General features: G+C 44.9%; 15 protein-coding genes. 2 read left to right on the top strand and 13 right to left on the bottom strand.

What is annotated here, in order from left to right:
• Nucleotides 1–2 precede the first annotated feature (2 nt).
• From ICN20_RS06770 to ICN20_RS06750, 5 genes are read right to left on the bottom strand one after another with little or no spacing between them, the layout of a single operon-like run.
• Nucleotides 3–722: a GntR family transcriptional regulator gene (locus ICN20_RS06770; RefSeq protein ID WP_216239006.1), complete on the bottom strand. Its 720-nt coding sequence runs from the start codon at nt 720–722 to the stop codon at nt 3–5.
• Nucleotides 723–732: 10 nt separating this feature from the next.
• Nucleotides 733–1,905 carry a UxaA family hydrolase gene (locus ICN20_RS06765; protein ID WP_216860195.1) on the bottom strand — a complete coding sequence of 391 codons (1,173 nt, stop codon included), beginning with the start codon at nt 1,903–1,905 and terminating at the stop codon, nt 733–735.
• A gap of 41 nt (nt 1,906–1,946) precedes the next feature.
• Nucleotides 1,947–2,228 carry a flagellar biosynthesis protein FlgA gene (locus tag ICN20_RS06760; RefSeq protein WP_216860194.1) on the bottom strand — a complete coding sequence of 94 codons (282 nt, stop codon included), beginning with the start codon at nt 2,226–2,228 and terminating at the stop codon, nt 1,947–1,949.
• Nucleotides 2,229–2,261: 33 nt separating this feature from the next.
• The gene (locus tag ICN20_RS06755; RefSeq protein ID WP_216239004.1) at nt 2,262–3,269 is read right to left on the bottom strand and encodes an Ldh family oxidoreductase; all 1,008 of its coding nucleotides are present in this window, start codon (nt 3,267–3,269) and stop codon (nt 2,262–2,264) included.
• A gap of 1 nt (nt 3,270) precedes the next feature.
• On the bottom strand, nt 3,271–4,200 hold the full coding sequence (locus tag ICN20_RS06750) for a hydroxyacid dehydrogenase (protein ID WP_216239003.1): 930 nt from the start codon (nt 4,198–4,200) through the stop codon (nt 3,271–3,273).
• 203 nt (nt 4,201–4,403) lie between these two features.
• On the opposite strand from ICN20_RS06750, the gene ICN20_RS06745 reads away from it, so the two are divergent.
• Entirely contained in the window at nt 4,404–5,390 is a 987-nt protein-coding gene (locus ICN20_RS06745; RefSeq protein ID WP_216239002.1) for a tripartite tricarboxylate transporter substrate binding protein, read from the top strand.
• A 52-nt stretch (nt 5,391–5,442) separates the two neighbouring features.
• On the opposite strand, the gene ICN20_RS06740 is transcribed toward ICN20_RS06745, so the two are convergent.
• Genes ICN20_RS06740 through ICN20_RS06710 form a run of 7 tightly spaced genes read right to left on the bottom strand, consistent with a single transcriptional unit; the run spans nt 5,443 to nt 10,855 of the window.
• Nucleotides 5,443–6,153: a sulfite exporter TauE/SafE family protein gene (locus tag ICN20_RS06740; protein WP_216239001.1), complete on the bottom strand. Its 711-nt coding sequence runs from the start codon at nt 6,151–6,153 to the stop codon at nt 5,443–5,445.
• Between the two features lie 40 nt (nt 6,154–6,193).
• Complete coding sequence (locus ICN20_RS06735; protein ID WP_216239000.1) at nt 6,194–7,915, bottom strand: L-aspartate oxidase; 1,722 nt, start codon at nt 7,913–7,915, stop codon at nt 6,194–6,196.
• Complete coding sequence (locus ICN20_RS06730) at nt 7,912–8,523, bottom strand: fumarate hydratase C-terminal domain-containing protein (RefSeq protein ID WP_216238999.1); 612 nt, start codon at nt 8,521–8,523, stop codon at nt 7,912–7,914. Before ICN20_RS06730 ends, ICN20_RS06735 begins: the two co-directional genes overlap by 4 nt.
• Before the next feature lie 11 nt (nt 8,524–8,534).
• Complete coding sequence (locus ICN20_RS06725; RefSeq protein ID WP_216238998.1) at nt 8,535–9,410, bottom strand: fumarate hydratase; 876 nt, start codon at nt 9,408–9,410, stop codon at nt 8,535–8,537.
• Between the two features lie 10 nt (nt 9,411–9,420).
• Nucleotides 9,421–9,780 (bottom strand): succinate dehydrogenase, cytochrome b556 subunit, encoded by a 360-nt coding sequence (sdhC, locus tag ICN20_RS06720; RefSeq protein WP_215283922.1) that lies wholly within the window; start codon nt 9,778–9,780, stop codon nt 9,421–9,423.
• Complete coding sequence (locus tag ICN20_RS06715; RefSeq protein ID WP_216238996.1) at nt 9,777–10,127, bottom strand: succinate dehydrogenase; 351 nt, start codon at nt 10,125–10,127, stop codon at nt 9,777–9,779. The genes sdhC and ICN20_RS06715 overlap by 4 nt, the downstream gene beginning before the upstream one ends.
• Nucleotides 10,124–10,855: a succinate dehydrogenase/fumarate reductase iron-sulfur subunit gene (locus ICN20_RS06710; protein WP_216238995.1), complete on the bottom strand. Its 732-nt coding sequence runs from the start codon at nt 10,853–10,855 to the stop codon at nt 10,124–10,126. Before ICN20_RS06710 ends, ICN20_RS06715 begins: the two co-directional genes overlap by 4 nt.
• 82 nt (nt 10,856–10,937) lie before the next feature.
• Between ICN20_RS06710 and ICN20_RS06705 the strand changes: the two genes are divergently transcribed.
• Nucleotides 10,938–11,813 carry a LysR family transcriptional regulator gene (locus tag ICN20_RS06705; protein WP_216238990.1) on the top strand — a complete coding sequence of 292 codons (876 nt, stop codon included), beginning with the start codon at nt 10,938–10,940 and terminating at the stop codon, nt 11,811–11,813.
• On the opposite strand, the gene ICN20_RS06700 is transcribed toward ICN20_RS06705, so the two are convergent.
• Nucleotides 11,808–12,956 carry an iron-containing alcohol dehydrogenase gene (locus tag ICN20_RS06700; protein WP_216238989.1) on the bottom strand — a complete coding sequence of 383 codons (1,149 nt, stop codon included), beginning with the start codon at nt 12,954–12,956 and terminating at the stop codon, nt 11,808–11,810. The genes ICN20_RS06705 and ICN20_RS06700 overlap by 6 nt on opposite strands.
• Nucleotides 12,957–12,973: the final 17 nt, after the last annotated feature.

Below are 12,973 nucleotides of genomic sequence, written 5' to 3'. Positions count from 1 at the left end.
TCCTAGACCACTAATTCACTAAAGTATTCATGGTGTTCGGTATTGAGCGTGGAAACACGCCACTCCAATGGCTCATCCTGAATCCCGAGCGCAATCCTTCTGATAATCAAAACCGGTGAGTCTGGCTTCAAGCCAAGCCACTCAGCATGTTGCTTGCTTACAAGCCCCGCTCTTAAGCGTTCGCTACTCCGAACGACAGTCTGACCATATTTCATTTGATACAACTGATAGATACTTCCCTCACGATTGATGTAATCGGCTCGCGTGAGCTTCTGAAAGCGCTTCTTATCTAACGTAATCTGGTCAATCATCACACATTTATCCTCGAGATAAAGGCAATTGACTAGACGCCATACCGCTGCACCTTCTTTGATTTGAAGCTTGCTAGCCTCTTCTTTGGTTGCAACGGCACTTGTTAATGAAACTAGCTCAACTCTTGGATTGGTTTTTTTATCTGCATCATGTTTTACAACATGGAAAAAGTAATACAACAAACGTTTGAGATCATGCTCAGCAACATAGGTGCCCCTGCCTTGGCGACGAACCACGATACCTTCAGCAACCAACTCATCCACCGCTTTGCGCAGGGTTCCTATAGATACATCCAATTCTTTTGATAGATCCTTTTCAGCAGGCAATGCCTGCCCCATGGGGTATCGACCCCTGACCAGATCCTCGGTGATCTTTTGCTTTACCTCTTGATAAGCGGCCAGGGACTTCATACTTTAAGACTTATGCTGATTCGTATAAACGAGTTAATACGAATTCACGGTGCCCGAGAATCTCAGAGGCAGTTAATTCGCCATCAGCAGTACGCACAAGGCACTCTAATAACTTATTACCAGCATCATCCATATTCTCTTCACGACGTAAAAGTCCTGAGACATCAACGTCAATGTGCTCGCCCATCGTACGAACTGTTTTTGGATTAGCGCAAATCTTAATCACAGGAAGAATTGCATTGCCAATCACGTTACCCTGGCCTGTTGGGAAGAAGTGTGCAGCAAATCCAGCAGCAGCACATAAGGTCACCATCTCAGCAGCAGCTGATGAGGAATCCATAAAGTGCAAACCAGGGATCTTAGGCTCTTCGCCCTTATCCAAGACGCTATCAACGATACATTTCTTACCAATTTTCTGAATGTTGCCTAAGGCTTTTTCTTCAATCGTAGTCAAACCACCAGCAATATTGCCTTTGGTTGGCTGTGAGTCAGATAAGTCGCTTGTCTTATGACGCTCAATAACATCCTGATAGCGATCAAACATTTCGCGGAACTTTTTCTTCACTTCTGGAGTGCGGCAACGGGCTTCAACTAAATGCTCACCACCAGTTAACTCTGTAGTCTCACCGAAAACTAAAGTAGAACCAATGCCATAGAGCTTGTCAAATGCATCACCAACTGTTGGGTTAGCACCGCATCCAGATGTTGTATCGGATTCACCGCACTTTGTAGACACCCATAACTCAGATAAAGGTGCTTTAACCCGTTTTTGCTTAGAGGCATGCTTCATCATTTGGTATGCAGCTTTGCTAGCAGAAGCAATCGTAGCTGTATCGCCATTACCTTCAATCCAGAAACCTTCAACTGGCTTGCCGGAAGCTTTAATGCCATCAACTACAATTTTTGTCCACTGTGGCTCGATGCCAATCACCACTACAGCAGCTACATTTGGATTAGAACCCGTACCAATCAAGGTACGGAAGTGTAGATCCAAGTCGGCGCCAAACTGTAAGCGACCATATGAGTGAGGAATAGCCTGAGTTCCTTTGATATTGTTTGCCACAGCCTCGCAAGCTGCATTGGACAAATCATCTAAAGGCAAAATTAATACGTGATTACGAATTCCCATGCGGCCATTTTCACGGCGGTAACCCATGAAGCTCGTGTCTTTCAAATTAATCATCTTGTTTTCTTTCTAAATGAATTGGTGAATAAGAGTCTGGATTACCAGCGCTTAGTTTTTACGTTTTGGACATGAAGGTGTTCGCCTTTTTTAATAGGAGCTACAACCTTACCGATGTCCACGCCATACTTCATCACCGTATCACCTGGATTAAATTCATTTAATGAAATTTTGTGGCCGATTGGAATGTCGCTCTCAGATTTCATATTGAGCGTTAAGTCTCCGTCCATCACCCAACCAATCAAATCGTCTCCAGCTTTTACACCCTCAACAACCACTACACCTACGCCATCTCCTGGCTCATGCACGACAAAATGGATCATTATCTTCTCCTCATTAATCCCATTGATTGACTGCTAACTCCATGACTGGCGGATGCCAGCCCGAATTTCTTCTACAACTACATCAGAAACATTCACACCGTCTTTAAAGCCTGATGCACGCTGCTTAAAACGTCTTTGTCCCGGAACACGGGTCCCCGAATCAGATGCCATAGTTTTTAAAAGCTCTTGCATCTTATTTGCAAATACCTGACTACCCGCTAAGCCCGGGTCAATTGTTAGCAACAGCTGACCGATACGCGGACGATTGCCTTTGGCGTCAAAAAATGAATCTGCCTCATAAGAGAATCGACTTCCTGACAAACCAACTACCAGCAACTCAATAATGAGAGCAAGCAAGGCACCCTTATCGCCACCCAAAGGAACCATCAATCCCTTGAGTCCTTCATTTGGGTCGGTCGTTGGTTTGCCTTCAGCTGTTAATGCCCAACCTTCTGGAATAGATTCACCCTTTTTGGCGGCAACTAACAATTTTCCACGAGCTACTGCCGAGAGCGACATATCAATTACTAACGGGTCACGCTTAGCAACCGGAAATGCTGCGGCTAAGGGGTTCGTGCCAAATAGCGCTTTACTACCACCAACCATAGGCATAGCAGCTGGCGTATTGCCAAACAGTAAAGAGATATAACCACCACGCGCTGCTGCTTCAGCAAAGTGTCCAGCTACCCCAAAATGATGGCTATTTGTAACGGCAACAAGACCTACTCCAGTCTTAGAGGCTAAGTTCACAGATAAGTCAGTAGCAAATCGTAGCGCCGGAAATGCAAGACCATCACATGCATCCACTAATGCAGCAGATGCTTTAAATGGTCGCACCTTCACTTTTGGCGATAACTCAATTCGGCCATTTTTAGCATGCCCAGCATATTGAGAAACACGCGCCAGCCCATGAGAAGCTAGTCCATCAAGTTCAGCCAGTGCTAAAAATTGCGCAGTCTCATAGGCTGCCTTCTCTCCAATACCTGCCGCCCGCAATCCTGATGAAGCCAACTCAACCATCTCTTGATAGGATAAATTCATCTTACACTCCCAAAAACCGATTAACTTCATCAGCAATCATTTGACTAACGCGCTCATTACTTTCATGGGTCACGCCGGCAATGTGCGGAGTGAGAATAAGATTCTCAATTCCAGCAAAGTGACTTAGATCTTTAGCCGGCTCACTCTGAAAAACATCAATAGCTGCGCCACCTAGACGCCCAGAGCGCAAGCGTTCTGCCAGCGCCTTCTCATCAACAATGCCGCCACGCGCAGTATTAACCAGGCATGCACCGGACTTCATTTGATCGAGAGTAGAAGCATTAAATAAGTTCTTTGTTTCTGGCAGAAATGGAAGGTGCAAAGTGACCGCATCACTTTTTGCAAGCAGCTCTTTTAAAGACAGCAAAGGCACTATGAACCCATCAAGCTCAACAGATTCCCCAGATAGCATTGGGTCATAAGCAAGGCACTGCAAGCCAAATGCATGTGCTTTTTTAGCCACCACTCTGCCAATACTTCCAAAACCAACGATCCCAATAGTCTTACCCAAAAACTCATGGTAACTAGAGAAACGTGGGCGAGGCCACTCGCCCTTCAAAGTTGAAATCGTCGCAGGAATGAACCCCCTGGTTAATGCAACCGCAGCACCTACAACGTACTCAGCGACAGACTCAGCATTAGCACCTGTCGCAGGAATAACTTTGATATTGCGTTTGGCACAAGCAGGTAATTCAATATTCTCAAGACCGACACCGAGTCGACCCACTACCTTCAAGTGTGGCGCCCCAGCCAAAATCTCTTCATTTACCTGGGTAAGGTTGCGAACAATTAACCCTTTGATATTTTGCAGTGCAGCAATAAGGGCTGGACGATCTTTATAAAGCTCTGGCTCGTAAACCACTGCATGCTTAGAACGCAGGGTTTCTAGGGCTTGACTTGTAATGAACTCAGAGATCAAAATAGATGACATATCTAAATCATATAGATGATTTAGATATCTTGCAAGACCCCAATTACTGTGTAGTGCGATTATGAATTCGATTGCATAAAACAATGGTTGGAGGAGACACTAGTAATACATAAGCTTATAACTAATAAATAGAGATCGCACGATTTTTTAGATGCATATGCAGATAAGATATTGAGATCAAATTACCATCGGAGATAGTAAGCATGTTTAAGCAACATATCAGCAAGCTGGGGAAAAAATTTCTATTGATTGCAGGCTCACTAGCACTACTAGCCTCACCTTTGGCCAATGCACAAAACTGGCCAACAAAACCTATCAAACTTATCATTCCCTTTGCTGCCGGCGGCACTACCGATATACTCGGGCGCCTACTAGCTCAGCAACTGACCAAAGATCTTGGTCAAAATGTTATTGTTGAAAATAAGCCTGGTGCTGGTGGCAACATCGCCGCTGAGTATGTGGCGCAATCCCCTGCAGATGGCTACACCATCATGCTGGCTTCTGGGAGCATGCTCACCGTAAACCCATCGCTCTATAAGAAATTGCCAGTTAACTATGCCAAGGACTTTGTATATATTACAAACGTAGCTAGTGGTCCGATGTTGGTGTCTGTAAACACCAAATTACCGGTCAAAAATTTTGCTGAATTTATTGCCTATGCCAAAACGAAAGATCTTAACTTTGGTTCGGCTGGCATCGGAAGCCAGGTTCATATGGCCGCTGAAAACTTAACCTACTCAGCGAATATCCCAGCAACTCATGTGCCCTACAAAGGGGAGTCGGCAGCTCTCAACGACCTAGTGGCGGGTCAGATTGACTTCATGGTGGGCAACCTGACAGCGGCGACAGGTTTTGCGAAGGCCGGTCAAATTAAGCCACTAGCAGTCACTAGCTTAAAGCGCTCAAAACAATTGCCTGAAGTTCCCACCGTTGCTGAGTCAGGCATACCTGGATTTGAATCTACCGGCTGGTTTGGACTGATTGCACCAGCAAACACTCCTAGAGCGATCACCGATAAAATTTATGCAGCTACCGTTAAAGCAGTGAATTCAGAAGCATTACGTACTAGCTTAGACTTAAACGGACTCACTGCAGTAGTCAATAATCAGAAAGATTTTGAAACTCAAGTAAAAGCAGAGACTGTTGTTTGGGAGAAGGTGATTAAGGGCAGAAATATTAGCCCCCAGTAAAAAATAACTTTTATCATCAAAAAAAAGCGAAGAAATCTTCGCTCTTTTTGTTTTAGAGCTGACGAATCAACAACATCGTTCCAGCAAAGATCAAAATTGATCCATAAGCCACCCTCATGGCAGCATTACTCAATTTGGTGTGAACATGAGTGCCTAACCAAATCCCAAGGAAGGTTGCCGGCATGAGACAAATTGCCAAGCCAATAACCGGCCAACTCAGAATCAAGCCGGTAACCAGCATCAAAGTCAGGCGCAAAAAAGTCAGCATCAATATTGCAAACGCCATCGTGGCACGCAATGCCTTAGGGTCATTAATCCGCAATCCTAGATAAGACACATAGATTGGTCCACCCGTGGCAAATAATGCTGTAAAGGTGCCACCAAAAAATCCAAACGGCGCAGCCCACCATTTATTAATTGGCTCCAGTATTTCTGAATTTCTCTGCCAAAGGACTCGAGCACCATTAAGCGCAGCAAAGGAGCCTAAGATAATTAGAAGTGGTTCACTTGGCGCCTTCACTAGCAAATAAATTCCTAGAATCATGCCAATCAGGCTAAATGGGAAGAGCCATTTGAGCTCCTTGAGATTGGCATCTTGAGAAGATTTTCTGCCGACATATAGAGAGGCGCAGATATCAATGATGACCATCATCGGCACTACAGTTTTTAATGGGTACATCTGGACCAGCAATGGTACAGAAATGATTGATGACCCAAATCCTGAGATGCCAAAAATGAAATAGGCGACAAAAATTACCAGCATCGCCATTCCAAACTGGATGGGGTCAATCAGATCAAAAATATTAAGCCTCAACTAAAATAGTTTGACCAGGCTTAATCATCGTAAATTGAACTGGACGATTTTCAATCTTTAATTCTTGGCGTTTGAAATTGACTGCAGTGAAATAAGAATCCTCTAGCGATCCCGGCTCTGGGAAGTCATCCCGATAATGAGCGCCTCTAGAATTCTCCCTCGCTATAGCTGCCTCAGTAACGGCTTGACTCACCAAAATCAGGTTTTGTAAATTCATCCAATCTTGCCAAGTATTGCTATATTCCCGCTGAATATCACCCACACCTATTTGATTTAATTGGTCAGCTAATTGCTTTAAAGTTTGACGTGCACGTAACAGACAATCCTTTGTTCTTGAAATACCCACGTCATCCCACATGCATTCGGCAAGTGCGTCGCGGATTGCTTCAATATCACCGGCTACTTTGTTCAATGGCGCCTCATGCGCCTCAATGCTTGCTGCGACCTCATCCATATTGCAGTCGCCTAGCTTCTGAGAAGAAACCCACTTAGCCATTGCCTCCCCTGCAATTCCACCAAATACTGTTGAATTGGCAACGCCATTACCACCCAAGCGATTGGCGCCATGTACGCCACCCGTGTCCTCACCTGCCGCAAATAGCCCCGGAAGATCGGTGCTGCAATCTTTCTTAAAGACTAAACCACCCATCATGTAATGTGCAGTTGGTACAACCTCCACTAAATCATTAGCAAGGTCAAAGCCACTATCTGCACAACGCTCAACCATACCTTTAAATTGTTTACGCACATTCTCTGGGCCTAAATGGCTCATTTGAATATAAACGCCGCCATTCGGCGTAGCGCGCCCAGCGCGAATTTCCGAATTAATCGATCGTGACACAATATCTCTGGTAGCACGCTCATTACGTGGATCGTAATTGCCCATAAAGCGCTCACGATTCCCATTCAATAAATACCCACCAGCGCCACGCAAACCCTCTTCTAGCACTGTACCTGTCATACGAGTGCCAGGCCCCGCCAATAAACCGGTAGGATGAAACTGGACCATTTCCATATCACGCAATGTTAGGCCGGCACGTAATGCCATGGCTAAACCATCGCAACTCTTATCGCCAGACGGTGTGTGGTACTTATACATGGTTGGACCACCGCCAGTTGCCAGCAATACAGCCTTAGCGCGCACCAATACAAACTTACCCGTCTGCATATCAAGCATCAATACACCTGCAAGCGATTTGCCATCTTGACTATGAATCAACTCAATTGCGCGATGCTCTTCAAGACGATTAATTCCGCGAGACCAAACTTGCTCAGCGAGACGATTGATAATCTCAATACCTGTTAAGTCGCCTTTGTGAACTGTGCGGTCAAATGTTTGACCAGCAAATGCTTTTTGATGAACCGTGCCATCTGGATTGCGGTCAAAAAAGCAACCCAATTCATTTTCTAGCTCGTGAATACGCTCAACTGCCTTACTAACTAGCGTCCAGGCTAGATCTTGATCAGAGAGCCATTTACCACCTTCAATCGTATCCATGAAATGGCGCTCAACAGAATCACCTTCTGCCAAAGCCACGTTGTAACCGCCCTGCACCATCCGGGTACAGCCACACTTTCCTAACAATCCTTTAACTGCAATCGTGATATTTAAATTAGGATTCGCCTGATGTGCGTGCAGGGCTGCAAAGAGACCTGCGCCTCCTGATCCCAGAATCAAAATATCGGTATCTATTGCTGGGATCGTATTCATGAAGTAATTCCAAGACTTTTTAGGACTGCCTCTTTTTTGCTGGCAACGTCACTCTTCACTTCTTGATAGATACTCCCGCCATGGCTATCCATCGCAACAAGTAATGGGCCAAAATCCTTGATCCTGAAACGCCACAGTGACTCTGGGTTTAGGTCATCCATATCTACATCTTCAATCTGCTCAATCCAGGTTGTTTCTAGAGCTGCAGTACCGCCAATGATGGCCAAGTAAACACCTCCCAGCTCCTTAAATGCCTCAGCAGAACCCTCGCGCATACCACCCTTACCAACAATCATGCGCACACCGTTTTGAGTCATCAAAGGGCGAGTAAAGCGCTCCATACGATCAGATGTAGTCGTGCCAATACAAATAGGTTCATAACCCGCAGGAAACTTGTCACTGATAGGCACCTTACGAACATTTGGCGCTGTATGAATAACTGCGTGGCCATTCAAATCAAAACGCGTTTTACGATCATGATCAAACATATGAATTTGCGTAGCATCCCGAATACCAAACAAGGTTTTTTGCAAAGTTACGGTATCGTTTATGCGAAGCTTTCGAATGTCTTCTTCGCTTACGGGTGTTGCTAGGTTGTAATGTGCCATCAGTCGTCCTCCTAGAATCCGTAGGTTATGCCAGTAAGCGTAAAAGTTGCGCGTGCTCTACGAGCTGAGTGACATTGCATATTGACCGCAACAGGATTCAAAGTAATGTGAGTGTGAGCTAGCTCAACTTGCACTGCAAAAGCAGTTCCGTCACCGCCGAGCCCTTGAGGACCAATTCCGAGTTGGTTTACAGCAGCGCCAAGTTCCCTCTCTAGCTTGGCACCCTCTTCATCGCTACATACACTTCCTAACTCTCGGGTTGCCGCTCGTTTTGCCATAGCAACGCATTGATCTGATGTACCGCCAATACCAACACCTACAATCGTTGGCGGGCAAGTCTTACCACCAGCAGAGACAACGCTCTCAATCACAAATGCTTTGACGCCATTAATACCATCCGCAGGGATCGCCATCTTTAAAAAGGAATTGTTCTCTGAGCCACTTCCTTTTGGCACCATTTCAATTTCAACTGATTCCGCTTCATCAAAAAAATCAATATGAATGGCTGGCATATCAATGCCACAAGAGGTGTGATTATTTTTACGGGTAATCGGATGTACCACCGAGGATCTCAGTGGATACTCTTTAGTAGCACGTTCACAGCCCTTGCGAATTGCTGCCTTTAAAGCCATGCCATCAAATTGCACATTACTACCAATCTTCACGTTGTAGATTGGTAGACCAGTATCTTGACAAAGAAGATTGTCTTCCCGCTCTGCTACAGTGATATTAGTAATCATAGTCTTTAAGACCACTTGAGCGCGCGAATCTGTCTCAGCCTTATCCAATCTATTAATGCCGGCCTTAATATCGTCAGGCAAAACCTTCAGAGCGCGAATGTAGAGCTCTTTACAAGCCTCTTCCACTAAATTCATTTGTAATTGCATATCAGCCTAATCAATTAGCAAAATATAAAAATAAGAGCCCGCAAGCGATAGCGAACAAGATAGAGAGTTGTATCCAACCCTTGCGTAAACCTTTCCAGGGTCCGAACTCAATCATTAGAAGACGTATTCCACCAGCCAAATGAACGGCTAGCAAAATCACTAGAGCCCACTCTCCAAACTTAAATACCCAAAAATCCGTTAAAGCTAACGATTTTTCAAAGCCCTGTGCGCCTCGCAAGGATTGGGAGAGCATTAAAAAGTGCAGTGGAATAAAGCATGCCAATAACAGACCAGAAAAGCGATGGCATACATATGCGAAATAAGACAAGTGGCTTTTAGCGCGGTAATCTAACTTTGGCCTAGAGCTCATAACTGACCACCTGTAAATACCCCAATGACTGCTGAAGTGCCAATAGCCAAAATTAGCAAAGCCAGAATCCAGGATAAAGGCCTAGCTAACCCACTCCTGGGAAAAGTCTCCTGCAAAATATTCGCAACGCCGATTGGCGCATGTATAAAACAGGCAATAACAAACACTTCATAAAAAATGGCAAATAGTACGTTGCCTTGAGTGCGGCCCAATATCTCTTGAGCACTTAAGCCGCCTCTAATAGCGTAAAAAATGATCAGCAAGTGAATCGCTACACAAAGCCCAAGCACCATGGCACTAATTCTCTGTGCATACCAAAGCTTTGCCTGCAGAACGCCTGTATTCATAACTTGCCCCACCTACTTCCGCGAACAGCAGCCTTTGCCACCAACTTTTTCAGGCCGGCAATACTTGCTGTCGGCTCAATAGCCTTCGGACAACGCTCAGTGCAAGAGCCTTGTGTATGGCATGCATGGCAGCCAGCATCGCCTGCTACGACACGCATACGCTCAACTTGCTGAATGTCCCTTACATCATTCGTTAGTGTCCAGGCGCGATTTAATGCAGCCGGACCCAGATAATTTGGCCTAGACTCTACAACCTCACAAGAGGCATAACAAACACCACAGCCAATACATTCAATTCCTGCATTAGCTAACTGACGCTCTACAGAATTTGGTTCGACCTTAGCAAAATCATCATGTCGGGTTTGATTGCCTTTAAAGAATCCAACTGCACCTTTCCACTTATTAAAAAACTCTCGCATATCAGCTGCAAGATCTTTAATGACGGGCAAGTTATTCAAGGGGGCGATCTCTAATGAATCACCCTGAAGAATTTGAGATACGTGCGTACGGCAAGTCCAGCGAGCCACTCCATTAACAGTCATAGCGCAGGAGCCACACATGCCCACCCTACAAGCAAAGCGATAGCTCAGGGTTGGATCAAGTTTCCGCTGAATATAGGTAACCACATCCAAAACAGTTTGATTTGAGTTGCGTGGCACGAGGTATTCAACAAACTCACCTTCTTGGGAGCCACGCCACACCCTTACTTTAAGATCAGTATTTAACATGCATCCATTATATTGAGGAATAGTAAAATATAAATCGAATTAATTTTTCATTGAGATAAAGTTTTTATTTATAATAAAACCCATGTCCAGCATCAAAACCCTCAAAAACTTCCTTTCAATCACTCGCCATAAGAGTGTTGCGGCCGCAGCCAGGGAAATCGGTCTTACTGCTGCTGCCGCTGGTCAGCAATTACAACAACTAGAAAAAGAAATTGGCCTTGAGCTATTTGATCGGACCAAGCGATCTCTTACGCTAAATGCGCACGGAAGATCTTTGATTGAGCCCATCCAAGAAATTGTGGCTCGTTACGAAGCTCTTGGCTCAAACCTGAAATCAGATCTCAGCGGCACTATTGTTTTAGGAGCACTCGTATCCACCCTGATGGGCGCATTCGGAAAAACTTTAAATGAATTAAAGCAAAACTTTCCTAGTCTAGAGGTGAAACTGATTGCAGGCTTATCAAGTAATTTTCTTGATCAGGTGTTGGATGGCAGTCTTGATGCAGCAATTGTCACAGAGTCTCCATATGCATTACCGCAAAACGTCCAATGGACCGAGCTATACAAAGAGCCGATGATCTTGATTACGCCAGCATCTCCATCAAAACGCAATGCAAGCTTAGTGCAATTTGAACTTAAGCCTCCCTTCATTCGATTTGAAAGAAATACTTGGACAGGCCACCTTGTAGATCAAACCATTAAAGCTAATAAGCTCTCGATTCAAGAGGGAATGGAGCTCAACTCTGTTGAAGCGATTATTGAATTAGTACGACAAGGTCTTGGCTACTCAATAGTCCCAAAGCTTGCAAATATTGCCTGGGAAAATGATCGACTACTATCGATTAGCAATTTATCTGGCAAAACAATCTACAGAAAAGTAGGCTTATTAGAGCGGAAGAAACACAGCCGGCAAAATGTTACTCAACTCATTAAGCAGCAATTTTTATCAACTCTATAGCGCCTCTCGATATAGAGTAGCAGCATCACTCAGCGTGATCTCACGTGGACTATTGGTTAGGAGGCGGGTTTGCAACATGGCATCCCTGGCTAACTGATCTACGTCATTTTCTGTAATACCGACCTCGACTAAATGCTGTGGCAGTCCGAGCTCCCCAGCAAGTCCACCCAGATACTCGGCCAATCCAGTTGCCTGCTCGATAGTTGAACCCTTGAGACCTGGCTTAATAATCTGTCCGAGTTCTGCATACATAGAATGTGCAACTTCAATATTAAAGCGAATTACTGGTGCCAACATTAAGGAGTTGGACAAGCCATGAGGCACATGAAATCTTGCCCCAATAGGATATGCTAATGCATGAACTCCTGCTACTGGCGCGTTGGTAAATGCCATACCTCCAAGACACGCACCGAGCAACATGTTTTCACGCGCAACAATATCGCTTCCAGAGTTAACGGCCATATGAAGATTGCCTGATAGCAAACGCAGCGCCTCTTTAGCTACGCAATCAGACATGGGATTTTTTAAATGCTTAGTGGTATATGCCTCTATTGCATGAACCATCGCATCTATTCCAGTAGCAGCTGTTACGTGAGCAGGCAAGCCAAGCGTTAACTCTGCATCCAATATCGCCAAATCTGGCAATAGATGTGGCGAGAGAACACCCTTCTTTTCATTCTCACTAACAGTCACTACAGAGCTTTGAGTTACCTCAGAACCGGTACCAGCAGTTGTAGGCACCAGGATCAAAGGCAATCTTGGTCCTTTTGCCATTCCAATGCCATATATGTCGGCGAGAATTTCAGTACCAGGACTTAACAAAGCAACAAGCTTTGCTACATCCATCGAACTACCGCCACCAAAGCCCACAATGAAATCAGCTTTACAGTCCTGCGCCACCTTCACCGCTTGATTAATTACGGAAACAGGAGGGTCAGCTTCAACATCGGAAAAAATCTGAAATGGGAGCTTTAACTCTTTAAATTTGGAAAGGGCTTTATCTAGCAAACCCGCAGAAAGAACGCCGGGGTCGGTAACAATTAAAACTGATTTACCACCTCGTTCCAAAATTTTTTTTGCAAGGCTGGCAGAGCCACCTCTTTCTATAAAAATAGAAGGCGTGGAATGAAAGACAAATTGCATACTGAGTATCCCATGAT

The sequence above is a fragment of the Polynucleobacter sp. JS-Polo-80-F4 genome (genome assembly GCF_018881965.1).
Classification (GTDB): Bacteria; Pseudomonadota; Gammaproteobacteria; order Burkholderiales; family Burkholderiaceae; genus Polynucleobacter.
Note: the sequence above shows the minus strand (reverse complement) of the source record. Positions and strands in the feature narration are given on the sequence as shown.

Coding starts and splice junctions, on each gene's coding strand:
- ICN20_RS06735 (WP_216239000.1), bottom strand. CDS start 7,915: ATGAATACGATCCCAGCAATAGATACCGATATTTTGATTCTGGGATCA.
- ICN20_RS06765 (WP_216860195.1), bottom strand. CDS start 1,905: ATGATTAATTTGAAAGACACGAGCTTCATGGGTTACCGCCGTGAAAAT.
- ICN20_RS06760 (WP_216860194.1), bottom strand. CDS start 2,228: ATGATCCATTTTGTCGTGCATGAGCCAGGAGATGGCGTAGGTGTAGTG.
- ICN20_RS06730 (WP_216238999.1), bottom strand. CDS start 8,523: ATGGCACATTACAACCTAGCAACACCCGTAAGCGAAGAAGACATTCGA.
- sdhC (WP_215283922.1), bottom strand. CDS start 9,780: ATGAGCTCTAGGCCAAAGTTAGATTACCGCGCTAAAAGCCACTTGTCT.
- ICN20_RS06715 (WP_216238996.1), bottom strand. CDS start 10,127: ATGAATACAGGCGTTCTGCAGGCAAAGCTTTGGTATGCACAGAGAATT.
- ICN20_RS06740 (WP_216239001.1), bottom strand. CDS start 6,153: ATGCTGGTAATTTTTGTCGCCTATTTCATTTTTGGCATCTCAGGATTT.
- ICN20_RS06755 (WP_216239004.1), bottom strand. CDS start 3,269: ATGAATTTATCCTATCAAGAGATGGTTGAGTTGGCTTCATCAGGATTG.
- ICN20_RS06725 (WP_216238998.1), bottom strand. CDS start 9,410: ATGCAATTACAAATGAATTTAGTGGAAGAGGCTTGTAAAGAGCTCTAC.
- ICN20_RS06705 (WP_216238990.1), top strand. CDS start 10,938: ATGTCCAGCATCAAAACCCTCAAAAACTTCCTTTCAATCACTCGCCAT.
- ICN20_RS06770 (WP_216239006.1), bottom strand. CDS start 722: ATGAAGTCCCTGGCCGCTTATCAAGAGGTAAAGCAAAAGATCACCGAG.
- ICN20_RS06750 (WP_216239003.1), bottom strand. CDS start 4,200: ATGTCATCTATTTTGATCTCTGAGTTCATTACAAGTCAAGCCCTAGAA.
- ICN20_RS06710 (WP_216238995.1), bottom strand. CDS start 10,855: ATGTTAAATACTGATCTTAAAGTAAGGGTGTGGCGTGGCTCCCAAGAA.
- ICN20_RS06700 (WP_216238989.1), bottom strand. CDS start 12,956: ATGCAATTTGTCTTTCATTCCACGCCTTCTATTTTTATAGAAAGAGGT.
- ICN20_RS06745 (WP_216239002.1), top strand. CDS start 4,404: ATGTTTAAGCAACATATCAGCAAGCTGGGGAAAAAATTTCTATTGATT.